Genomic DNA, 21,073 nt, shown 5'->3' on the forward strand with positions numbered 1-21,073 from the left:
GGAAGTGAGCCGATGCCGGACATCGAACAGTTCGAGGAGGAACCGGACGGCGGGCGGCCGTTGCGGCGCCTGGCCGTCGCGGGTGGTGCGGCGTGGGTCCTCGCCCTGTGCGCGGTCTGCGTGATCCTGCCGTTGTACGTTCATCCGAGCCTCGCGTGCGGGCTCGCGTCGCTGGCCGCCGCGGGGGTGGTGGCGGTGGTGATGGGCCGTACGAAGGACCGGTACCGCCACGGGGCGGCGCGGGCGCGTGTCGTGGCGGACACCGTACGGAGGACCCTGCTGCGGCCGCTCCCCGAGCGCATCGGCGCGCTGGGGCTCGCCTCCGTCTACCGGGCCTGCGGGGGACGGGGACAGGTGGGCGGGGACCTCTACGCCGTCGCGCGGAAGGGCGGGACGACCCGCCTCATCATCGGCGACGTGTGCGGCAAGGGACTGCCCACATTCGAGGACGTCGCGGCCGTGCTCGGGGCGTTCCGCGAATGGGCGCCGCGCGCCGCGACCCTGCCGGAGCTGTCGGCGCGCCTGGAGGAGAGCTTCCTGCGCCACCTGGCCGAGAGCGATGACCCGGCCCGCGACACCGACGAACGCTTTGTGACCGCGCTGCTGTTGGAGGTGCGGGACGGCGAACGGCTCGCCCACATGGTCAACCACGGCCATCCGCCGCCGGTACGGGCCCGGCGGGGGAGCGTCGACCTGGTGGCGGGCTGTCCCTCGCCCCCGCTGGGACTGCGCGCCCTGCGGGAGTGCGGCGCCGTCGAGGAACGCTTCGAACTGGACCCGGGCGACACGCTGTTGCTCTACACCGACGGGCTCGTCGAGGCCCGTGACGCCGCCGGGCACTGCTACCCGCTGCTGGACCGCGCGATGGCGTGGCGATGGGTGCGGCAGGGCGGCCCGGCCGACTACGAATGCCTGCCGGACGCGCTCGGGGAGATCCTCCGGGACCTCGTCGACCACGCCGGTACGCTTCCGGAGGACGATCTCGCGATGGTCGCGCTGACCCGGATGGAGGAGACGGCCGCCGCCGCGCTGCCCCGGCCCGCCGGTGGGGCCCGTCGCGAGGACACGGGGCAACTGCGGCAGGACTGATCAGCTGTCAGGTGTCTTGAGAAGAGAGCCGGTTGCCTGCAGGGGTGCAGCCTGCAGGACGCCGGCCTGCCGCCACTGCGCGGGGGAGAGGCCGTAGACCGCGCGGAAGGTGCGGCTGAAGTGGGCGTGGCTGGCGAAGCCCCAGCGGTGCGCGATCGCCGCCACCGTCTGCCCCACGAGCTCCGGCCGTACGAGGTCCCTGCGGCAGGCTTCCAGCCTGAGGCGCTGGATCCAGCGGCCGACGGTCATCGGCTCGTCCTGGAAGAGCTGGTACAGGTAGCGCACGGAGATGTGGTGCACGGCCGCGACCGACGCCGGGGAGAGCGCGGGATCGTCCAGGTGGGCGCGGATGTACCCGCGGACGCGCTGCAGCAGGGCCTGCTCCACCGCCGACTGCTCCCCGGTGGCCCCCTCCAGGGCGACCAGCGCGGTCAGCACGTCGACGATGCCCTGGCGCAGGAACCTTTGCGAGTCCTGTGCGCAGACGCAGTGCTCCGTCGTCGCCACGAGCCCGTCGACGTATGACGCGAGGATCCCGCCGATCCCGTGGCCGGGTGAGTAGGTCCGCCCGGTGGCCAGGCTCAGGAGCGAGTCCGGCAGGTCGAGCATCTGGCGGGGGACCGTGGCCAGGTGCTGGCGCACCGGGTCGGTGAAGTCCAGGACGTAGGGCCTTCGGCTGTCGAGGATGACGAGCTCACCGGCGGTCACCAGCGTTTCCCGGCCGTCCTGGACCGTGACGCTGTCACCCGTGCGCTGCAGGCTCACGATGAGCGAGCCGTCGCGGTCGGCGGCGATGAGCGGTGCGGTACGCGCCATCCGCTGCGGGCTCGCCTCGAGGAATCCGGCCTGGACGCCGGCCATGTATGTCCGGCGTATCGCCCCGTGGAGCTCCGCCGTCCCCTGGGCGTGGATCTCCAGCCGGGTGAACGCCCTGCGGACGGCGTCCCGCCAGTACTCGGCCCGCTCGGCGGGCGGTTGCATGTCTGTGCAGAATGCTTCGATCACGATGTCCTCGCGAACTGTGCGAAGTTGCCCGGTTCCCCGGGGTCCGGCGGCGCTTCCGCTTCAGGCGCGGTCCGCACGGGGAACCCCATCGCGGCCACCGTAGGTTCCGGCCGCGGTCGTCGTGGCCTGCCCGGCCGGGAATACGGGACATCCGCAGACATTGCGGGGAACGCCCGCAAACAGGAATTCCGAGGATTGGGATGTTATTCACCTTTGCAGGAATGCATAGAAAGCGGATATCCGGGCGTCAGGCCCGGCCGGCGGCCAGGGAAAGCGAGCGCGTCCGGTCGTTCGGGTCGTGGACGGGGGTCGACAGCATGAGTTCGTCCGCCGCTGTCTGCGACGCGACGGCCGACAGCCGTCGGCGCACCTCGTCCGGGATCCCGTAGGCCCGTGTGGCCCGTATGCGCAGGAGCCGTTCCTCGAGACCGGCGCTGATCGACTCGGCCGCGGCCTTCTCCGGTGACAGCAGCGGCGCCTCGGCGCCGCCGCCATGGCGAGCATCGCGGGGCGGCCGAGACGGTCGACCCCGGCGGCGGTCTCCGCGCAGACCGTCTCCACGCTCACCAGCACGCGGGGCCCCCGTACCACCGTGAGGTCCGGAACCGCTCCCGGTAACGGCCCAGCGCCTCCAGCGTGTCGCCCGGTCGGATGTGATGGGCGAAGGCGAGCGGCAACCCCAGCCCTGCGGCCAGTTCGGCGCCCGCGACGCTCGACGCCGGCAGCCACGGTTCGGGAAGCGCGTCGGCTCCCGGCGGCACGCGCCGGCCGTCGGTTCGCCCAGCAGGGCGAGTCGCTCGACCAGCCCGGCGCGGTACTCGTCGTCGGTGGCCCGCCCGCCTCCGCGGCGCAGCGCGCGGACGGTGTCCAGGTCGTCCGTGCCCGGACCGCGGCCGATGCCCAGGTCGACGCGGCCCGGGTGGAGCGCCGCGAGCGTGGTGAAGTGCTCGGCCACGGCGCGAGGGGCGTGGTTCGTCGGCAGGACCCCGCCCGAGCCGGCCCTGATCCGCGGCGTCGACGCCGCGAGACGGGCCGGCAGGACCGGAGGGGCGACGCTGCCGACGGAACGGTATCCGTGGTGCTCGGCCACCCGCACGCGGCGGACGCCGGGCTCGGCGGCCCGCCGGGCGGTCGCGACCGTCGCGGCCAGGGCGTCGCGGATGCTCGCGCCCTCTTCGGCCGGCGCCAGGTCGAGGACGGACAGCGGAGGCAGCGGTCCTGCCGCCGACGGTGCCTGCTGCTCGCCTGCCAGGAAAGTCCTTCCCCGTGGGCGAGGACGGGATGGTGCCTCGACCTGACGCGTTCGCCGGATGTCTCAGGAGCCGATGCGCGGCGGCCTGACCGTTCCGTGGACCTGCCGGGCGTGCGCGGCGTACCGGCGGCGTCCCAGGACGGGGACGATCATCCGGACCGGCAGCGGGGCGGCCGCCAGGACCGCCTTGATGACCTCCGGGTCACCCTCGTACATCGCCATTCCGAAGACGAGCGGCAGATCCTTCTTCGGCGTGTTCTCCATGCCGTGCTCGCCCAGCTGGTGCCACTCCGCCGCGGTGACGTACTTCGCGGCCAGCGGCAGGATCTCCTTCTCCTCCAGCGACATGTGCTGCATGAGCACGGTCAGCAGCCGCTCGAACGCCTCGGCGAGCGCCTCGCCGTCCTCTCCGGTCGAGCGCCAGGCCACAAGCCGTCCGGTCACCTCGTTGTGCAGTTCGTCGATGGCGTGGTGCTGCCGCTCCATCGTCGGCACGATGGCCTCGGCGTCCACGCCGGCCCGCTCGACCAGCTTCGGCCAGAGCAGCTTGTCCTCGCCCTCGTGGTGCGTGTGCAGGACCCGGCACACCAGCGCCGCGTGGGAACCGACGACGTCGGCGCGCCGTGTGTCGCCCGGCGCGACGGACCGGATGAGGTCGGGAAGCAGTCTGAACTCCCGGCGCAGCGCGGCGTGGGCCATGTACATGTCGCGCGTATCGGCCATGGGTTCATCGACGAGTGGAGCCATTGTCTCTTCCTTGTACGGCCGCCCTGCATCCCGGGGGATGCCAGGCGGCCCGTGTCGGGCGGGGCCCTGCGCGCTCCCCCCACGACGTCACGGCGTTCGCGGAACCGACGTCGTGGCACCGGCGGCCGCCGGTGCCACCGAGCGCGCAGGGTGATCAAGGCAGGGGAAAGTGCAGATCAGAGGTCCTTCCCGCTGTCCGGGCCAGTGTGCCAGCGGCTCCCCGGCCGCCGCATGCGTCAAATGGCCCTGGGTCGCGGCCCCCGTATGGGTCGTCTGACGCTGCCGCCCGTCCGCCGCTTCCCGTCCCCGCCCCGGCCGCGGTGCGGTGCGCACCCTGTTCACCGACCTCGCCCGCCAGGCCGGCGTCCCGGATCCGCAGACCCTGGGGCGCCGCCTGCACCTCCTCTACGACGGGTGCGCCGTCTCGGTGCGCATGGACGCCGACCCCGAAGCGGCGGCCGCGGCCAGGGCGACCGCCGAGGTCCTCCTGGACGCCGCCCTGTCCGCGGCGCCCCAACGCGGCGGTATCGGCTGAGGGTCACGTCCACAGCGGAAAATCCGGGCGGGGGCCGTGTGCCGTGGGGGAGGGTGTGCGCATGGAGTTCCTCTGCCACCACCGCGATCGGGCCGATTCGCTGACGCTCCGTCAAGAGCTGCTCGAAGACCACTGGTCCTACATGGACCGGTACGAGAAGGAGATGATCGCCCGCGGCCCGACCCTCACCGCCGTGGACGGAGAGCCCACCGGCAGCGTGCACATCGTCGACCTTCCGGACCCCGCGGCGGCCCGCGCGTTCGTCTTCGACGAGCCCGGCTACCAGGCAGGCGTGTACCGGGACGTGCTGCTGCGCCGGTGGCGCAACCTGCTGGGGCGCACCATGTGGGACTTCCCCGGCGGCCGTACCGGCGGCAACCGGTACCTGGTGCTCGGCCTCGGTGCGGGCCGGGGCGCCGACCTCGCCCTGCCGCCCGGGCGGGACGACCTGATCGCGTACGGGCCCCTGCTGTCCGACGACGGCGGCACGTGGCTGGGCACGGCCGCGCTCGTCCGGGCCGCGGACGCGGACACCGCACGGGCGGTTCTGACGGCCGGTGCGTACGCCGCGATCGAGGTCCACGACTGGCAGTTCGGCGGCCGGTCCTGAGGTGAGCCGCGGATCGCGCCGCCGCCGGCGGGTCAGGTCCCGTCCTCGAGTTCCCGGGTCAACTGCTCCGCGTGCGACGCGGCCTGGCGTGCCTGACGGCGGGCGTCGCGGGCGGCCCTGACGGCTTCGCGGTGTCGGCGCCGTGCCCGGGCCTGGTCGTCCCGGGCGGCGCGGAGGGCCTCTTCGGCGTCCGTGACCTGTTCGAGGAGCGCGGCGAGGCGGCGCTGGGCCTCGTCGCGGTGGCGGTCCGCGGCGTCGAGGTCCTCCTGGGTGGCCTCGGCGTCGCTTTCACGGGCCCGGGCTTCCTGCTCGGCCCGGCGGGCCTGCTGTCCGGCCCGTCCGGCCTCCTCGCGCCGGAGATGCCGCTGCGCCTCGCGGCGGGCCCGCTCCTCGTCCTCGGCGGCCTCCGCCGGCTTCTTCCTCGGCGGGCGGCGGGGCAGGTCGCCCACGCGGCCGGTGGTGGCCCGCCCGGTGATGTCGACGGTCGCCGACAGCGGCTTGGTGAGGCGGCCCTCCGCGAAGGCCGCCCCGGCGTCGGGGTCGGCGAGCGCGGCGTGCAGGGTCTGCTCGACCTCCTGTACGGCCTGGTCGGAGAGCGGGTGGCCGGCATCGGCGGCGAGTCGCCCCGCCTGCCGGGACAGGGTCTGCACGAGTTCCCGCTGCCGGCGGTTGAGTTGCCGCAGCTGCTCTCCGTCGAGTGCCCGGTGGGCTTGGCGCAGTGCTTCGCCGAGCTGGAGGAACGGGTCGATGTCGTCGTGGCGTTCGCGGGCGAGCAGGTTGGCGGCCCAGGCCGAGGCGGTGGGTTTGCGCAGGGCCGTGATGCGGTCGGCGAGGGGCCGGTCGCCGGCCTTCCTGGCGGCTTGGGCGTGCGTGTTGCGGGCGGCGGTGAAAAGCGCGGGCGGCAGCCCGTACAGCTCGTCGGCGACCGTGCCGAGTTCGGTGGGAGCGTCCTCGCCTGCCACGGTGTACCACCTGCCCGGCCGTCGGCCCCCGTACGAACCGCCCGGCCGTTGCCCGGGGCGGGGGGCTGCTGCCGCCCATCCGACAACCGCCCCGGCCGCCCCGCAGCCCCACCGCACCCGATCGGGTCGGGAGGTGCGGGCCTACCGGGTGCCGAGGGCGTCGCGGAGGTGCTCGGCGAATTCCGCGGGGTGGGTGGTCAGGCCGATGCGGCCGCCGGGGAAGTGGCGGAGCCCGGTCCCGAGGCGCTCGGCCAGGGCGGCGACGGCGCGCTGGGGGAGTTCCCCGCGGGAGTCCCGGCCGGCGGCGAGCACGAGCCGGTCCGACAGCGCCTTGAGACCGTCGGTGTCGGGGACGTACGCCATGAAGGCGGGGACGATGTGTCCGACGAACAGGGGCAGGTCGGCCTTGGTCCGCTCGACCCGCGCCACCGCGCGCTGGGGGAGCTTGATCTCGGGGCTCGGCCCGCTGCCGTCGTCGTTCTTCTTCATGCCTTCGGTGAACGCGGCCATCGCCGGCATAAGGCCCTGTTCGGGAGGAGCTCCACGACCGGCGGTTCGTGCGCCACGAGGCGTGCGACGCGTCCGGGGTGGGTGGTGAGCAGGTGGAGGGCGGTGATCGCGCCGGAGCCGGTGCCGAGGACGCCGGCGGGCTCGTGGGGCGAGAGCAGGTCGGTGAGGCGGAACGCGTCGTCGGCGTGGTCGGCCACGTGCTGTTCGGCGCCCGGGTCGTCGACGGTGCTGCGGGGGTGGGGGATGGTGCGGTACCGGCTGCTGCCGGTGCTGTCGACGGCGGGCCCGTCACCCGCTTTGGCTACTGAATGTGCACGCCTCATTACGCAGGGCGATTCTTGCTGTTGGGTTCGCTGCTGTCCCTGACGGCTCCCTCTCCCGGTGGCGGTGTCTGCCGCGCGCCCGCGAGCCCCTTCCTGGAGGTGACGTGTTGTCCCGAATAGCCGTGCCTGAGGCGCCCGTACAGCGGCGCCGAGTTGCTCTGCGGATGTGGACGATGGCCGCGAGCGTGGCCCTGGCGTCCAGCGCTGTGACAGGTGCCGCCCACGCGGAAAGCGCCGACGCCGGCCAGGCCGACGCCGTGAAACCCGGCGCCCGGACCAGCCTCGCCGACCCGTGCTTCCTCTTCCCCTACTTTCCCGGGTACTGCCCGAGCCGGCCCGGCTACCACGGCTATCCCGGCCACCACGGCTACCCCGGCTATCCCGGTCGCCCCGGCATTCCGGGCCCGCCCGGGCCTCCCGGCCCGCAGGGGCCGGCCGGTCCGCCCGGAACTCCCGGTTCGCAGGGCCCCGCCGGGCCGGCAGGTCCGGCAGGTCCGGCCGGGCCGCAGGGCGATCCCGGCGACACCGGGCCGGCGGGTCCGGCGGGTCCGGCGGGTCCGGCGGGGCCCGGGGCCGCGCCGCACGACCTGGAGGACTTCACGGACAGCGGGACGTTCACTCCGCCCGCCGATGTCACCAGGGTCTTCGTCCAGGTGTGGGGCGGCGGCGGTGGCGGTGGCGGGATCAGCATTCTTCCTCCCGGCATCCTCGGCGGAGGCGGCGGTGCCGGCGGCTTCGCCTGGTGCGCAGTGCCGGTGACGCCCGGGACGGCGTACACCGTGACCGTCGGCCAAGGCGGGCCCGGTTCCTCGAATGCGGACGGCGCCGGCGGGACCGCCACCACCCTGTCCGGCCCCGGCGGCACGCTCGCGGAGGCCACCGGCGGCACCGGCGGAGATGTCGGCTCACTCACTCCGACTCCCAGTGCCGGTGGAACGGGCGACTGTCACGGGAACAGCGGTACGACCCGTACGGGCGCCGCAGGTCAGCCGCCCCTGAGCGTCGGCGTGGCGGGCCTGGGAGGCCGGCCTCCGGTGAACGGCATCGTCGAGCCCGAGCCGCAGGGGGCGGGCACGGGTGGCAACGGCGCCTTGGCCGTGCTGCCGGCGCAGGACGGTGTCGAGGGATACGCCGTCATCTGGTGGTAGCGACGTGAGGAACGAGCACACGGCAGGCCCGGCGCGCCCTCCGGCGCGCCGGGTCTGTTCCTGCGGCGCTCACTTCGTGACATGCCGTGCCGTGCCGCTCCTCAGCCGCCGTCCTGGAATTCCCACGCGGTCAGATCCTCGGCGAGGCGCCAGCCGTCACCCGCGCGCTCGAACACGAAGAGGTGCGAACTCACCGCGGCGATCGTCGGAGTCGGGTTCTCGCCGTTCGAATCGGTGACGTATGGCGTGGTGTGCTCGCTGACCCACACCTCACCCCGAGCTGCACGATCTTGCTGGAGCGTAGCCGATAACCCCAGGTCAGCAGTACTCGTCGACGTAGGGGACCGCGGGCGCCGGCCGTCGTCGTGGGCGACCGAGAGGGTCGGCCAGTCCGGGAAGACCTCGGCGAACAGCGGCGGGTCGTCGTGCGGCGGGTTCACCGGGACATCGTGGCGCGTCCGGTGCGGCCTGTCACGGTTCCACCGTGACGTCGGTCATTCCTCGAGAGATGTCCGTGGCCGTTCGCCGCCCGGGATTCACCGTGTCCGGACGGGCATGTGGCGGACGGCCGGACACACGAGGAACGAGCGGACCGAGGGGTCATTCACCATGGCAAACGAGAGTGTTCTGCACCCGAGCCTGATCGCCCCGGTAGGGCATGTCGAGCCGGTGCCGCGCAGGGTCAGGGGGCTGATCGGAGGGCGCGTCGTCTTCGACACCCGCCGTGCGCTGTACGTGTGGGAGTGGCAGGCCTACCCGCAGTTCAGCATTCCGGTCGAGGACCTGGTCGACGGTGTGCTCGTCGACGAGCACCACACCGAGCACCACGGTGCGGGCTCCGCGCGCCGGTACGCCCTGCGGATCGGCTCGGAGGTCCGCGAGGGTGCGGCGTGGGTGTGGGACGAGGACAGCCCGAAGCCCCTGCACGGGACCGTGCGCTTCGAGTGGGAGGCGGTGGACTTCTGGTTCGAGGAGGACGAGCCGATCTTCGTGCACCCCAGGAGCCCCTACTCGCGGGTGGACGCACTGCGTTCGTCGAGCGGCGTCCGGGTGGAACTGGAGGGGGTCGTGCTCGCGGAGGCGCCCAACTGCGTGAAGCTGTTCGAGACCGGCCTTCCGACCCGCTACTACATCGAGCGCATGTACGTCGACTGGGCGCGACTGCGGCACTCGGACACGGTGACGCGATGCCCGTACAAGGGGACGACGAGCGGCTACTGGTCGTTCGACGGCGACACCGCGTCCCACGAGGACATCGCCTGGGGGTACGACTTCCCGACCATCCACGCCAACCGCATCGCGGGCCTGGTCGCCTTCTACAACGAGCACGTCGACCTGTACGTCGACGGCCATCTGCTCCCGAAGCCCGCCGACTCCGCCCTCGGGGTGGCCAAGTAGCGGCCGGGGCCGTCCCCTTACAGCCGTCAGCGGCTCGCGAGCCAGGCGGCGATCCGCTCCCTGAGCTCGCGGTCGAGATACGTGTCGTCGCGGCGCGCCATCCATTCCAGGTGCCGCAGGACGTTCTCCGAGCGGGCCGGGTGGCGCACCGTGAACACATTGGCGCCGACTTCACCCGTAGTGGCGCAGACGTACACACTGCTGTCGAGTGCCATCATGGCGAAGCCCGGGTGACCCGAGTGGATGCCGAGGAACGCCGATACGGCGCCCCGGCCCATGATGTCCCAGCGCTCCAGGAGCCGGACCCGGGTCCGGAGCGACGGTGCGGTGCGCTCGTCGCCGTGCAGGTTCCGCAGGGCGGCCCGGTGTGTCCGGGTGCCCTGCGGAAGCTGGACGAGGAACTCGCGGCGGTGGTCGAAAAGACCCTTTGAGACCGCGAAGTCGTACCAGTCCTCCTTGAGCCGCTTGACGAGCTGCGGGGTCCCGTACGGGTGCGAGAAGCCGCCGGCCATGTCCTCGGCACCGTATCCGAGGACGAACGGCATCGTCCCGTCCGGCACGGCATCCGGTATCACCTCGAGGCCGGCCCGCCGCAGCGGCCGGTACACCTTGCGGTCGCGCTCCTCGGCACCCGTGGGTCGCTGTTCCATCAGGCCCCGCGGGCCGGCATGACCGGCCGGGGGATCAGGACGGGCGGGTGGTGGAGATCCCGCCGTCCACGGAGAGCGTGATGCCGTGGACCATGGCCGCGTCGTCGCTGACGAGGTACAGGACACCCTTGGCGATGTCCTCGGGACGGACGACCACGCCTGCCGGGGTGGCGGCGGTCATCGCGTCGAGCACCGCCCGGGCCGCCTCGTTGCCCGGGGTGAGGGTCGCCCCGGGGGCGACGGCGTTCACGCGCACGCCGCGCGGCCCGTACTCCGCGGCCCAACTGCGGGTGAGCTGTTCGTCCGCCGCCTTGGTCGCGGTGTACATCGCCGCGTAGGGGCTGCCGACGCGGGCCATCCAGGAGCCGATGGTGACGATGGCGCCGCTGCCGCGCTCGGCCATGGCCGGTGCCATCGCGGCGACCAGGACGTGGGGAGCGCGGACGTTGACCGCGAGCATGGCGTCCAGCTCCGCGTCCGGCAGGTCCTCGGTGCGCGTCGCGGGGTAGATGCCCGCGTTGTTGACCAGGATGTCGACGCGCCCGCCGAGTGCGTCGGTGGCCTGTGCGGCGAAGGCCCGCAGCTGCTCGTAGCCGCCCGCCAGGTCCGCCGGGACGAAGTCGGCCCGGCCGCCGGCCTGCCGGATGTCGTCGACGAGTCGCCGCCCGCGGGGCCCCTGCCGGCCGCTGACGACGACGTGTGCGCCCTCGCCGGCCAGTGTGCGGGCTATCGCCTCGCCGATCCCGCTGGTCGAGCCGGTGATCACGGCGGTGCGGCCGGCCAGCCGGGAGCCGGGGGTGGAGGGTGCGCTGTCCATGGTGTGAAGCGAAGTAGTCATGGGTCCTGTCTAAGCCGGACCGTCGACGTCGGGCCAGGTCAGGACGTACCTGGGCATGGCAGGACCACCCGGCGCGCCGGCGTCCCGCCTACCCTGGAGCCATGCCACGCGACCGCGCCGCGCTCGGGGCGTTCCTCCGCTCCCGCCGGGACCGCCTCACCCCCTCCCAGGCCGGCATCGAAGCCTTCCCCGGGGCCCGGCGGGTGCCGGGGCTGCGACGCGAGGAGCTGGCCGTGCTCGCCGGCCTGAGCCCGGACTACTACAGCCGGCTCGAACAGGGGCGCCAGGCCAACATCTCCGACGAGGTCCTCGACGCGCTGGCCCGGGCGCTGCGCCTGGACGAGGTCGAACGCGCCCACCTCCGCGACCTCGCCGCACCCACCGCGCGGCGCCGCGCCGCGACCCCGCACGCGGCCGCCGTCCAGCGTCCGGATCCCGGGCTGCTGCGGGTGATGCGCACGCTGGACCACGTCCCGGTGCTGCTGCTCGGTCATCGCGGCGAGGTGCTGGCCCGCAACGGGCTGCTGATGGCGGTGCTGGGCCGTCCGCTGGAGCCGGGGACGTCGTTCGTCCGCTTCATGTTCCAGGACCCGGTCGCGCGCGAGCGGATCGTGAACTGGCAGGACTTCGCGTCGGCCACGGTCGCCACGATGCGCCGGGAGACCGCCCGCCGTCCGCAGGACACCCGGCTCACGGTGCTCGTGGACGAGCTTCGCACCGCCGACGCCGATGTCGCCCGCTGGTGGGACGACCACGCCGTCCGCGACTACGCGTCGGTCGCCAAGCGCATCCAGCACCCCACCGCGGGCCCGCTGACCTTCGACATCGAGATCGTCTGTGCGCCCAATGAGCCTGACCAGCGCCTTGTCGTCTACACCTGCGACCCCGACTCCACGACCGCCCGCGTCCTGCTGATCCTGGCCAGCTGGGACACCGCGCCCCATCTCTGACCGGGCCTTCCCACGGCCCTCGGCGGTTCCGCTTTCCCTTGTTACGATCATGAATGATCCTGTTTGGGTGAGTGGAAACCCCGGTTGCCGGTGGGCAGCCCCTCCTGCGCTTCCGACCCCGTGATCCGGGGAGAACGCGGGCGCGGCACGCCGCCGTCAACGGACCAGGAGGCCAGGTGAATCTCCGCCGTCCGCCATCCGCGGTGCTCGACGGCGCATTGGTCCTCGTCGCGCTCTTCGACGTCTGGGTCCACGTCCATGCCGACGAACCCCTGCAACTGGCGTGCGCGCTGGGCGGGGCCTTCGCGCTCCTGCTGCGGCACGGCCGGCCGCTGCTGACGTTCCTGGTGACCTTGCCGGCCGTGTTCTTCTCCGACGCGATCTTCGCCTCGCTGGCGGCGCTGTACACCCTCGCGTCGGTGTCGCGGAGGCGCGTCATCCTGGCCGCCGGCGTGGTGGCCTTCACGCTCTGCGATCTCGCCCCGGACATCAACGTCTCCGCGGCGGACCTGGTCACGTTGAGCTACACGGCGGCGACCGCGGCGGCTGCGGTCTTCCTCGGGCAACTCGTGCAGGCCCGCCGGGACCTCTCGCAACGCATCGTGGAGATCTCCGAGGCCCGTGAGCACGAACGGCTGCTGATCGCCCAGACGATCCTGGCCGCCGAGCGGTCCCAGCTCGCGCGGGAGATGCACGACGTGGTCTCCCACCAGGTCAGTCTGATCGCGGTACGGGCCGGAGCCCTTCAGGTCGGTACGCGTGACGCGCACGCCAAGGACGCCGCCAGTACGATCCGCAGGCTGAGCGTGCAGACCCTGGACGAGCTGAGGTACATGGTCAGTGTCCTGCGCGCCGCCGGTGACCGCCCCACCGATCTCACCCCGCAGCCCTCCCTGGCGGATCTGGAGCGCCTCGTCGACGGCAGTGGCATCGACGCCCGGCTGACCGCCGATCTGCCCCGCGATCTGGCCCCTTCGGTTCAGCGCGCCCTGTACCGCACCGTCCAGGAAGGGCTGACCAACGTACGCAAGCACGCCCCGGGTGCCGCCACGACGATCCGGCTCTGGCAGAGCGACGAGACCGTCCATGTCACGGTCACCAACGGCCCCCCGACCCGGCCGACCATCCCCCTGCCGAGCGCCCATTACGGCCTGACGGGCCTGCGTCAGCGCGCGGCACTGCTCGGCGGAACGCTCACCTGCGGTCCGGTACCCGACGGTGGCTACCAACTCCGGCTCGATCTTCCGGTCAAGACGACCACACCTGCACCGGGAGACGTCGGCCCGTGACGAGTGGCGGGGCCCGTCCGGGTGCCGACCGCCGCTGGTGGGTGTATTGACTCCGCGGCGTCACGGACAGAGCATGGTTTCAACGGGAATGTGGCGATAGATGCCGATTCGGACATCGCCACTTCATCTGCGGGGTCCGATCACCCGCAGCGAGGCCTGGGGCGCTCGGGCGCACACTCGCACGTGGCCTCTCGCCTCGACCGGGCCCAGGAACCAACCTGGCAAGGGAGAGTTGTCATGCGTATTCCCAGGTGGCCCCTCGCCGCGATGGCCGGCCTCGCGCTCGCCCTGGGGGGTGCGGCCACTTCGACCGTCGCCGCACCGACGAGTGCGCCCGTGTCCTCCGTGAGCCACGGTGGCTGGGGCGACGGAAATTGGGGTTATGGCTACGGCCACGGTCACGGCGGCCACGGTCACGGCGGTTACGGCGATTACGGCGGCCATGGCGGCCATGGTGACGGCGGTCACGGTGGCGGCGGCTACGGCGGCGGTGGCCATGGCGGCGGCGGTTACGGCGGTGGCGGTCACGGCGGCGGTGGTGGTGGCCATGGCGGCGGTGGTGGCGGTCACGGTGGCGGCGGTGGGGGCGGTGGCGGCGGAAGGTGACAGACCCGATGGGGCCGACGAGTCGGCCCCATCTCACGTGTGAGCAGCGGATCAAAGGAGGTGCGGCACGGTGTCGGACAGGGAATCAGGAGGCCGGGCCGACGGGCGGTCGCGCTCGGAGGTGTGGAAGACGCAGTTGAAGACGCTCCAGGACGTCAGGCCGCCGTTCGTCCCGGAAGGCGCCTCGGCGATGACCATCGTGGTCTGGCGGGATCCCGGTGACCCGGGGGCTCCCCCGCACCGGCACTCGGGGCCCGCCTTCGGGTACGTGACCGAGGGCGCGGTCCTCTTCGAGCTCGAGGGTGAGCCGGAACGGGTGATCAAGGCGGGTGAGAGTTTCTGGGAACCGGGCGGGGACGTCATCCACTACCAGGACGGCAACGCACTCTCGGACGGGCGGACCGAGTTCATCGTGACCATGCTGTGCGCGCCCGGGCAGCCGATGCTCACGGTGGTCGACGAGGACGAACTGGCCCGGCGGACCCATCTGCGCGCGCCGCGCCCCGCAGCCGGCTGACGGGCGCCGAATCGGCGCACCCCGGCGGCACCCCTCACGCAGGGAACTCCCATGGTACGCATATCGCCATATACTCGCCGTCACCTTCGCCGTCTCCTGGTACGACACCCGCTCCACCGCGGGCACCCCTCGTCAGGACGCCGGCCCCCCGGACGCCGCGGAGGACGACACGCCCGGCGACACCAGGCGGCCCTCGTACGACGGTTCGGGAGGTGAACCACCGGGACGGGCGCGGACTCCGGCGGCCTACGTCTGCCCGGTGGAGTGCCGGGCGGGCTCGCGTTCGCCGGCGCTGACCAATCCCGTCTCGTAGGCGACGATGACGGCCTGGACACGGTCACGCAGTCCGAGTTTGGCGAGGATACGGGCGACGTGGGTCTTGACGGTCGCCTCGGCCAGCCGGAGGCGGGTGGCGAGTTCGGCGTTGCTCAGTCCCCGGGCCAGCAGGCCCAGGACCTCCAGTTCGCGCGGGGTGAGCGAGGCGAGGTCGCGATGGAGGGCGGCGGTGTCGCTGCCGTGCCGGGCGAACCGCTGCACGAGGCGGCGGGTGATCGCGGGCGCGAGGAGGGCGTCGCCGGTACGGACCGTGCGGACGGCCGACGCCAGGTGCTCGGGCGTGACGTCCTTGAGGAGGAAGCCGCTGGCCCCGGCGGACAGGGCGGCATAGACGTACCGGTCGAGGTCGAAGGTGGTCAGGATGATGACGCGGGGTTCGGCGGGGGCGCCAGTCAGGATGCGGCGGGTCGCCTCCAGGCCGTCCATCTCGGGCATCCGGATGTCCATCAGGACCACGTCGGGACGCGTCCGGCGGGCCGCTTCGACCGCTTCGGCCCCGTTGGTCGCCTCGGCGACGACGTCGATGCCGTCGGCCCCGAGGATCATCCGGAATCCGGTGCGGACCAGGGTCTGGTCGTCGGCCAGGAGCACACGCGGCGCCTGCTCGGTCACGGTGCCTCCAGGGGGATGAGCGCTTCCACACGGTAGCCGCCGGTCATGCGCCGGCCGGTGTCCAGGGTTCCGCCGTACACGGCGAGGCGCTCGCGCAGGCCGATCAGGCCCCGGCCGTTCCCGGTGGCGGCGCCCGGATCCGGGCGTCCACCGGTGTCGGTGACTTCCACCCGCAGCCGTTCCGGTCCGTACTCGACGGTCACGGAGGCGGTGGCGCCGGACGCGTGCTTCACGGTGTTGGTCAGGGCCTCCTGGACCACGCGGTAGACGGCGAGCCCGACGCCGGACGGGATCTCGCGGCGCGGGCCGGTCACGGTCAGGACGACCGGCAGCCCGGCGTCCCGTACTCGCCCGACGAGCGCCGCCAGCTGGTCAAGGCCGGGCTGCGGTGCCAGCTCCACATCGGTGCCGGCCGGGTCATCGGCCCCGCCCGCCGGCTCGCCCTCACCGGGCATCGTGAGCAGGCCCATGACGTGCCGCAGTTCGGTCATGGCCGCCCGACCGCCCGCCTCCACGGCGAGCAGGGCCTCGCCGGCCTGCTCGGGCGAGGTCTTCATGACCTTGCGGGCGGCGCCCGCCTGAATGACCATCACGCTGACGTTGTGCGTGACGACGTCGTGCAGTTCGCGGGCGATCCTCGCCCGCTCGCGCTCGACCGCCCGGCGCAGTGCCTCGGCCTGTTCGTTCTCCAGAGCGGACAGCCGCGTCCGGCCCTCGTCGGTCCGGAGTTTCCAGGTGCGCAGCCCGAGGGCGGCTCCCGCCATCGGGACCAGGATCAGCAGGGCGATGTACTCGTTGGGGACGATCGGCGTCACCGAGTTCCCCGAGGTGCCGACCAGGACGACCGCCAACGGCAGCGCCCCCAGGGTCGCCACCCGGTACGGGCTGTACACGGCGGCGCTGTAGACGGCGATGACGAACGCGTAGAAGGTCAGCCGCAGCACGCTGTGCGGTGTCGCCAGGGTCGCGGCCGTCACGACGCACAGTACGGCGAGCGGGTAGCGGCGGCGCAGCGCCAGGGCGCCCGAGGCGACGATCGCGAGGGTCACCATGAAGGCCATCCCGCCGGGGCCGGACGGGCGCGGCACGATGTACTCCACGCCGGGTGCGATCTCGCGCACCACGATGTTGTTCGTGTTGTCGATGCCGTAATAGACGGTGGTGACGCCGAGTGCCAGCGCCACCAGCACGTCGAACCGCCGGGCGCGACGGCTGGGCCGCAGCGGCGGACCGGTCGGCGACCTGGCGTCGCGGACCGCCTCGCGGGCCAGGACCCGCAGCCGCCCCCGCGTCGTGCGTACGTTCGTCACCGGTTCATTGTCGCCGTCGCCCGGCCGCCCGGAATCCGCCTCAGCGGCCGGTTCCGGGGCCTGGCGTACATCGGGCGCCTACATCGCAGGGATGACGTCCCGGCAGATCATCCCGACGCGGTACGGCAAGGGGTCCGGGCGGCCGACGCGCGCAGGCCGGGCGCGCTCCTAGCGTCCAGGGCGTCCGATGCCCCCGCCGAAGGAGCCCTTCCATGACCGTGCCGGTGATCGAACTGCGCGAGGTGAGCCGCCGATACGACGACGGCCCGCCCGCCCTGCACGAGGCGTCGCTGACCGTGCGGCCCGGCGAGGCCGTCGCGATCCTCGGCCCCTCCGGCAGCGGCAAGTCCACGCTGCTCAATCTGATCGCGGGCCTGGACCGGCCGGACACGGGGACCGTCACCGTGGACGGGGTGCGCGTGGACCGGTTGGGCGAGGCCGGGTCGGCGCTGTACCGGCGATCGAAGATCGGCATGGTCTTCCAGTTCTTCAACCTGCTCGACGACCTGACCGTCGCCGACAACGTCGCCCTGCCCGCACGGCTCGCGGGGACGGCACGTGCCGACGCCGACCGCCGGGCGGCCGAACTCCTGGAGAGCCTCGGCATCGACCGGCACGCCCGCGCCCACCCGGGACGTCTGTCCGGCGGCGAGCGGCAACGCGTCGCGGTGGCACGGGCGTTGATGAACCGGCCCGCACTGCTCCTGGCCGACGAGCCGACCGGGGCCCTGGACACGGCCGCCGGACAGGACGTCAGCAGGCTGCTCGCCGCACTCAACGCCGAGGGGCAGACCATCGTCGTGGTCACCCACGACCTGGCGCTGGCCCGGTCCTGCACGAACCGCACGGTCCGCATCGCCGACGGCGGGATCACCGAGGACGTCGGCTCGCAGACCGTCGCACCGGAGGCCGTCCGATGAGCGCGCTCGGCACGGTGGTGCGCTCCGGGGTGGGACGACGCCGGGTGCAGACGCTGGTGATCGGACTCGCCACCATGATGGCGGTGGCCGCCTCCGTCCTCGGCGGATCGCTGCTGGTGGTCTCCGGCGCGCCCTTCGACGACGCCTTCGCCGGGCAGCACGGGGCGCATCTGTCCTTCCGGTTCGACGCGGGCAAGGTGAGCGCCGAGCAGCTGTCGAGGTCCGAGGACGCCGAGGGGGTGAGCGGTGCGGCCGGGCCGTTCCGTACGGCGACGGTCACCCCGCGGTCGGACGGCGCGGGCCCCGGGTGGCCGATCACGGTGGTCGGCCGGGGCGATCCCGGCCGGGAGGTGGACGAGGTGACGCTGCTCGACGGGCGGTGGCCCGCGCACTCCGGGGAGATCGCGCTGTCCGCCGACTCCTCGCTCATCCCCACCATGGGCATGGAAGTCGTCTTCCCCGATCTGCCCGGCGGGCCGACGCTGACGGTGGTGGGCGTGGCCCGCTCGGTCACGCAGACCGCAGACGCCTGGGTGGTTCCGTCCCAGATGCCGGCGCTCACCGAGCCCGGCAGCGGCGGCTACCAGATGCTCTACCGCTTCACCGACGCGGGCACCGCCGCGCGGATCACCGCGGGGGCCGGGGCCGTGACGCGATCCCTGCCGCAGGGAGCGGCCGTGGGCCGGCAGTCATGGCTCACCGTCAAGCAGACCGTCGAGCGCGACACCGCCCTCTACGTCCCCTTCCTCATGGCGTTCGGCGCCCTGGGCCTGGTCATGTCGGTGCTCATCGTCGGCAACGTCGTCGCGTCGGCCGTCGGCACGGGAACGCGCCGCATCGGCATCCTCAAGGCCGTCGGCTTCACCCCGTCCCAGGTCGTGCGGGCGTACGTGGGCCAGGCGCTGATCCCGGCCGCGGTCGGCACGGCGCTCGGTGTCCTCGCCGGCCACCTGCTCGCCGTACCCGTACTGGCCGAGACCGAGGAGGTCTACGGCACCTCGTCCCTGGCCATCGCCCCCTGGGTCGACCTGGCGGTGAGCGCCGGGGTGCTCGGCCTGGTGGCGGCGACCGCGTGGGCCGGTGCCTGGCGGGCAGGGCGCCTGCGTACGGTCGACGCGCTCGCCGTCGGGCGCAACGCTCCGGCGGGGCGCGGTCGGTGGGTGGCCCGGCTGGCCGGACGCCTGCCGTTGCCGCAGCCGATCGCCCTGGGCCTGGCCCGGCCCTTCGCGCGGCCCGCCCGCGCGCTGGCCATGGGCGCGGCGGTCCTGTTCGGCGCCGTCGCCGTCACGTTCACCGTGGGGACGGGTGCCTCGCTCGGCCAGGTGACGAAGGCCAGGGCCCATGATGCCGCCGATGTCACCGTGCCCGCGCCCCCGCCGGACTTCGGCCCCCAAGGCCCGGGCTCCGCCCGCGGGTCCGGTCCCGAGAGGCAGCCCAAGGCCGATCCCGCCGCGGTGGCCGCGGTCATCGGGGCCGACACCGCAACGGGGAAGCACTACAGCGCCGCGAAGGTACGGGCGACCGTGTCCGGCCTGACCGGCACCGTCGACGTGATCGCCTTCACCGGTGACGCCTCCTGGGGCGGCTACACGATGGTCTCGGGCCGCTGGATCGGCAGGCCCGGCGAGGCCGTCGTCCCGACCCCCTTCCTGGCCGCGACCGGCACCCGCATCGGCGACACCGTCACCCTGAACGGCCTGGCCGCGCCGGTCACGGTCCGGATCGTCGGCGAGGTCCTCGACCCCCGCAACGACGGCATGCAGGTCTTCACCGACGCCTCAACGCTCGAGGCCGCCCATCCCGATCTGACGGAGACGAGCCATCACATCGCGGTCAGGCCGGGCACAGACGTCTCCGGCTACGTCGACGCGCTGAACAGGGATCTGAAACCGCTGGGCGTCACCGCCCGCACCGGCGGGCTCGGCAACGGCGGCGACATGGTCGTCACGCTCAACGCACTGTCCGTGACCCTCACGCTGATGCTCGTCGCAGTCGCCGCGCTCGGCGTGCTCAACGGCGTGCTGCTCGACACCCGCGAGCGGGTCCGGGAGCTCGGGGTCCACAAGGCACTCGGCATGACGCCCCGGCAGACCATCGCGATGGTCATCACCTCGGTCGTCGTGACCGGACTGGTCGCGGGCGCGCTGGGCGTGCCGCTGGGCGTCGCCCTGCACGGCCGGGTCATCCCCGCGATGGGCGACAGCGTGGGACTCCGCCTCCCGGATTCCGTCATCGCCGTCTACCACGCGGCCGAACTGCTCCCGCTCGCACTCGGCGGCCTGCTCATCGCCGCCCTGGGCGCGCTCCTGCCCGCCGGCTGGGCGGCGAGGACCCGCACCGCCACGGCCCTGCGCACCGAATAGGAGGTCGGGCCCGGAACCCGTGCCTCCGGCCGGGCCGGGTCCCGAAGCGAACGAAGGGTGACAGGATTTCAGCCGGGGCGAACTCCGCTCCCCGAAGCCCATGGGGGTTGTGACGTGGACATCGAGCAGGTGATGACCTACATGGTCGATCACAGGGCTCCCCGGCTCCCGCCGGGTCACCTCTCCGAGCAGCTGATGGCCCTCTCCTGGATCCTCGAGGACGAGGGGAGGGGCATCTTCGACGTCGCCGAGCGGTGGCTGGCATCGGACGACCCCTTCAGGGCGGCCGTGGCCATGGGGCTGACCGAGGCCGTCCTGGTCGACACATTGGACGAACTCGTCGAATCGGCCGCCCGGATCACGAGGTGCTTCCCCTCGATGGCCGTCGACGTGGAGGCGTGGGTCGAAAGATCCCGGTCCTCCTTCGAGGGCGTGGCCCGGTCCTTGCCCCGGGGAGAAGGGCAGGGCTTGAGCACGGGAGACGCGCACGGCGCCTCGTGACGAAAGGAGCCCCGGCCGGCAATCCGCCGGGGCTCCTTACCGAGGTCAGCACCGCCGGGTCAGGCGGAGATCCCCGGCCCGGCTCTCGCAACGGACCCGACCGGAGGGGAACGAGAGCTCGACGGCGACGCGCCCGGTCTCCGGTTCGAAGTCCTCCCGTGCGGCCAGAACGCATTCCCCGATGTGCTCTGCGAACGGTGTCGTTCCGTCGAGCGCTCCCACGATGACGAGCCCCGAGTCGCCCATGTCATACCCGGCGTACGGTTCCGAGGTCTCGACGACCAGACACCAATCCGACCCGGTCGTGAGGTGAATGGTGCGGTCACTCTCGTCGATCAGCCACACATCGAGCGGACCGGCGGGGTCGTCGGTGCCGTACAGACGCCACGACGCGACGACCTTCGCGAGCCGTTTCCCCACCAGGCTGGGCGCGCTCGCTCCAGCGCCATGAAGTGAGCACTGGCTTGGTCTTTCGGACTCCATCGGGCGACCGTACCGCCCGGCCGACACTGAGCGAGCGTGGTGTCCCCTGCCGCGCCCTGCCCCCTCGTCCGGCCGTCCCCGGGCGGCGAACCGGGCAGCGAACCGGGCGGCGAGCCGGG

At 73.0% G+C, this 21,073-nt stretch carries 22 protein-coding genes and 1 pseudogene; 12 read left to right on the top strand and 11 right to left on the bottom strand.

Features of this window, described 5'->3' with window-relative positions:
- Positions 1-12: 12 nt before the first annotated feature.
- On the top strand, positions 13-1,089 hold the full coding sequence (locus OIE69_RS35230) for a PP2C family protein-serine/threonine phosphatase (protein WP_326578683.1): 1,077 nt from the start codon (positions 13-15) through the stop codon (positions 1,087-1,089).
- Here the strand turns inward: OIE69_RS35230 and OIE69_RS35235 are convergent, their stop codons facing one another.
- The 3 genes from OIE69_RS35235 to OIE69_RS35245 all read right to left on the bottom strand — a co-directional run bounded on the left by OIE69_RS35235 (position 1,090) and on the right by OIE69_RS35245 (position 4,093).
- Positions 1,090-2,094 carry a helix-turn-helix domain-containing protein gene (locus OIE69_RS35235; RefSeq protein ID WP_396570124.1) on the bottom strand — a complete coding sequence of 335 codons (1,005 nt, stop codon included), beginning with the start codon at positions 2,092-2,094 and terminating at the stop codon, positions 1,090-1,092.
- Between the two features lie 247 nt (positions 2,095-2,341).
- The gene (locus OIE69_RS35240) at positions 2,342-3,406 is read right to left on the bottom strand and encodes an LLM class flavin-dependent oxidoreductase (RefSeq protein ID WP_326581503.1); all 1,065 of its coding nucleotides are present in this window, start codon (positions 3,404-3,406) and stop codon (positions 2,342-2,344) included.
- Between the two features lie 3 nt (positions 3,407-3,409).
- Positions 3,410-4,093 (bottom strand): hemerythrin domain-containing protein, encoded by a 684-nt coding sequence (locus OIE69_RS35245; protein ID WP_326578685.1) that lies wholly within the window; start codon positions 4,091-4,093, stop codon positions 3,410-3,412.
- A 325-nt stretch (positions 4,094-4,418) separates the two neighbouring features.
- On the opposite strand from OIE69_RS35245, the gene OIE69_RS35250 reads away from it, so the two are divergent.
- Positions 4,419-4,628, top strand: coding sequence for a hypothetical protein (locus OIE69_RS35250; RefSeq protein ID WP_326578686.1), 210 nt, complete (start codon positions 4,419-4,421; stop codon positions 4,626-4,628).
- 61 nt (positions 4,629-4,689) lie between these two features.
- The gene (locus OIE69_RS35255; RefSeq protein ID WP_326578687.1) at positions 4,690-5,238 is read left to right on the top strand and encodes a YciI family protein; all 549 of its coding nucleotides are present in this window, start codon (positions 4,690-4,692) and stop codon (positions 5,236-5,238) included.
- Positions 5,239-5,270: 32 nt separating this feature from the next.
- On the opposite strand, the gene OIE69_RS35260 is transcribed toward OIE69_RS35255, so the two are convergent.
- Together OIE69_RS35260 and OIE69_RS35265 are read right to left on the bottom strand one after the other, a co-directional pair.
- The gene (locus OIE69_RS35260) at positions 5,271-6,200 is read right to left on the bottom strand and encodes a coiled-coil domain-containing protein (RefSeq protein WP_326578688.1); all 930 of its coding nucleotides are present in this window, start codon (positions 6,198-6,200) and stop codon (positions 5,271-5,273) included.
- A 141-nt stretch (positions 6,201-6,341) separates the two neighbouring features.
- Positions 6,342-6,943, bottom strand: a pseudogene (locus OIE69_RS35265) (alpha/beta fold hydrolase); the annotation flags it as partial.
- 263 nt (positions 6,944-7,206) lie between these two features.
- Between OIE69_RS35265 and OIE69_RS35270 the strand changes: the two are divergent.
- Positions 7,207-8,181 carry a glycine-rich domain-containing protein gene (locus OIE69_RS35270; RefSeq protein ID WP_326578689.1) on the top strand — a complete coding sequence of 325 codons (975 nt, stop codon included), beginning with the start codon at positions 7,207-7,209 and terminating at the stop codon, positions 8,179-8,181.
- Between the two features lie 101 nt (positions 8,182-8,282).
- Here OIE69_RS35270 and OIE69_RS35275 read toward each other — a convergent pair whose 3' ends face one another.
- Entirely contained in the window at positions 8,283-8,621 is a 339-nt protein-coding gene (locus tag OIE69_RS35275; RefSeq protein WP_326578690.1) for a hypothetical protein, read from the bottom strand.
- A gap of 169 nt (positions 8,622-8,790) precedes the next feature.
- Here OIE69_RS35275 and OIE69_RS35280 point away from each other — a divergent pair, with 169 nt between their 5' ends.
- Entirely contained in the window at positions 8,791-9,579 is a 789-nt protein-coding gene (locus OIE69_RS35280; RefSeq protein WP_326578691.1) for a DUF427 domain-containing protein, read from the top strand.
- Between the two features lie 26 nt (positions 9,580-9,605).
- Here OIE69_RS35280 and OIE69_RS35285 read toward each other — a convergent pair whose 3' ends face one another.
- Positions 9,606-10,229 carry a hypothetical protein gene (locus OIE69_RS35285; RefSeq protein WP_326578692.1) on the bottom strand — a complete coding sequence of 208 codons (624 nt, stop codon included), beginning with the start codon at positions 10,227-10,229 and terminating at the stop codon, positions 9,606-9,608.
- A 34-nt stretch (positions 10,230-10,263) separates the two neighbouring features.
- Positions 10,264-11,067 carry an SDR family NAD(P)-dependent oxidoreductase gene (locus OIE69_RS35290; RefSeq protein WP_326578693.1) on the bottom strand — a complete coding sequence of 268 codons (804 nt, stop codon included), beginning with the start codon at positions 11,065-11,067 and terminating at the stop codon, positions 10,264-10,266.
- 101 nt (positions 11,068-11,168) lie between these two features.
- Here OIE69_RS35290 and OIE69_RS35295 point away from each other — a divergent pair, with 101 nt between their 5' ends.
- From OIE69_RS35295 to OIE69_RS35310, 4 genes are all read left to right on the top strand, one after another.
- The gene (locus tag OIE69_RS35295) at positions 11,169-12,017 is read left to right on the top strand and encodes a helix-turn-helix transcriptional regulator (RefSeq protein WP_326578694.1); all 849 of its coding nucleotides are present in this window, start codon (positions 11,169-11,171) and stop codon (positions 12,015-12,017) included.
- A gap of 176 nt (positions 12,018-12,193) precedes the next feature.
- Positions 12,194-13,306, top strand: a complete 1,113-nt coding sequence (locus OIE69_RS35300) for a sensor histidine kinase (protein ID WP_326578695.1) — start codon at positions 12,194-12,196, stop codon at positions 13,304-13,306.
- A gap of 382 nt (positions 13,307-13,688) precedes the next feature.
- A complete protein-coding gene (locus OIE69_RS35305; RefSeq protein ID WP_326578696.1) occupies positions 13,689-13,955 on the top strand; it encodes a hypothetical protein in 267 nt (88 codons plus the stop codon).
- A gap of 78 nt (positions 13,956-14,033) precedes the next feature.
- Complete coding sequence (locus OIE69_RS35310; RefSeq protein WP_326581504.1) at positions 14,034-14,429, top strand: cupin domain-containing protein; 396 nt, start codon at positions 14,034-14,036, stop codon at positions 14,427-14,429.
- A 246-nt stretch (positions 14,430-14,675) separates the two neighbouring features.
- On the opposite strand, the gene OIE69_RS35315 is transcribed toward OIE69_RS35310, so the two are convergent.
- Both OIE69_RS35315 and OIE69_RS35320 read right to left on the bottom strand, forming a co-directional pair.
- Positions 14,676-15,377: a response regulator transcription factor gene (locus OIE69_RS35315; protein ID WP_326578697.1), complete on the bottom strand. Its 702-nt coding sequence runs from the start codon at positions 15,375-15,377 to the stop codon at positions 14,676-14,678.
- Positions 15,374-16,687 (bottom strand): sensor histidine kinase, encoded by a 1,314-nt coding sequence (locus OIE69_RS35320; RefSeq protein WP_392567606.1) that lies wholly within the window; start codon positions 16,685-16,687, stop codon positions 15,374-15,376. The genes OIE69_RS35315 and OIE69_RS35320 overlap by 4 nt, the downstream gene beginning before the upstream one ends.
- 212 nt (positions 16,688-16,899) lie before the next feature.
- On the opposite strand from OIE69_RS35320, the gene OIE69_RS35325 reads away from it, so the two are divergent.
- From OIE69_RS35325 to OIE69_RS35335, 3 genes are all read left to right on the top strand, one after another.
- Positions 16,900-17,607: an ABC transporter ATP-binding protein gene (locus tag OIE69_RS35325; RefSeq protein ID WP_326578698.1), complete on the top strand. Its 708-nt coding sequence runs from the start codon at positions 16,900-16,902 to the stop codon at positions 17,605-17,607.
- Entirely contained in the window at positions 17,604-19,970 is a 2,367-nt protein-coding gene (locus OIE69_RS35330; protein ID WP_326578699.1) for an ABC transporter permease, read from the top strand. Before OIE69_RS35325 ends, OIE69_RS35330 begins: the two co-directional genes overlap by 4 nt.
- 114 nt (positions 19,971-20,084) lie before the next feature.
- Positions 20,085-20,471 carry a hypothetical protein gene (locus OIE69_RS35335; protein ID WP_326578700.1) on the top strand — a complete coding sequence of 129 codons (387 nt, stop codon included), beginning with the start codon at positions 20,085-20,087 and terminating at the stop codon, positions 20,469-20,471.
- 45 nt (positions 20,472-20,516) lie between these two features.
- Here the strand turns inward: OIE69_RS35335 and OIE69_RS35340 are convergent, their stop codons facing one another.
- Entirely contained in the window at positions 20,517-20,954 is a 438-nt protein-coding gene (locus OIE69_RS35340; protein ID WP_326578702.1) for a hypothetical protein, read from the bottom strand.
- Positions 20,955-21,073 lie beyond the last annotated feature (119 nt).

The organism is Actinacidiphila glaucinigra, from assembly GCF_035918135.1.
GTDB classification, from domain to species: domain Bacteria; phylum Actinomycetota; class Actinomycetes; order Streptomycetales; family Streptomycetaceae; genus Actinacidiphila; species Actinacidiphila glaucinigra.